Raw genomic sequence first — 901 nt, 5'->3', positions numbered from 1 at the left:
GGTTTTTGTGACCGCCTTTTGATCATGTATTCCGGACAAATTCTTGAGGAGCTTCCGGCCAGTTCGCTTAGCAACGCCAAACATCCCTATACAAGGGGACTGCTTGAGAGCATGCCCCGCCTTGAAACACCGACAGAACGGCTGTCCGTTCTTGTCCGTGATCCCGCGTGGCAACGCGATGTGAGTCGGAGCCTTTCGCAATGATCGAAATCGAAAGCATCAATCTAACCTATGGTCATGGGAAATCGGCCGTAAGACCATTGAACGGCGTATCATTCAAAATCGAGAAGGGCGAGGCTTTCGGGATCGTCGGCGAGAGCGGTTGCGGGAAGTCCAGTCTTCTAAGGTGTATCGGTGGTCTCGAACGCGGCTGGGAAGGACGCATATGGATTGGTGGGTCTGAGATTTCACATTCCCGCAAGGCGCACGAAATGCGGGTTGTTCAAATGGTCTTCCAAGATCCATACGGGACTCTACATCCACACCACACGATCGGAACCGCCTTGTTCGAACCATTGCGGGCACAAGGCATGCCTCGCTCTGGCGAAATAATCGAAAAGGCGCTGTCCGACGTCGGACTCAGCCCGTCGTTCCGCACACGCTACCCTCATCAACTATCCGGAGGCCAACGGCAACGGGTTGCAATTGCCAGGGCACTGATCATAGGGCCAGACGTTGTTTTACTCGATGAACCCACTTCCGCACTGGATGTTTCCGTCCAGGCCGAAATTCTCAATCTACTTTCCGAACTGCGCAAGTTGAAGAACCTGACATATATCCTTGTGAGTCACGATCTGGCTGTTACCGCCCACATGTGCGACCGTCTTGTGGTGATGAACAGTGGCAAGATCGTGGAGGAATTAACGGGGGATGATTTGCGCAACAACAACAACTATCATCC

General features: G+C 53.1%; 2 protein-coding genes. Both read left to right on the top strand.

Annotated elements, in window-relative coordinates:
- On the top strand, window positions 1-204 hold a 204-nt coding region (locus ACXJ5O_RS28445), incomplete at its 5' end, for an ABC transporter ATP-binding protein (protein WP_457302833.1).
- The coding region (locus ACXJ5O_RS28440; protein ID WP_457302832.1) for an ABC transporter ATP-binding protein at window positions 201-901 on the top strand (701 nt) is incomplete at its 3' end. The genes ACXJ5O_RS28445 and ACXJ5O_RS28440, both read left to right, overlap by 4 nt.

The organism is Phyllobacterium sp. P5_D12, from assembly GCF_054049495.1.
The sequence above is the reverse complement of the archived record's forward strand: the minus strand, read 5'-3'. Positions and strand labels throughout refer to the sequence as shown.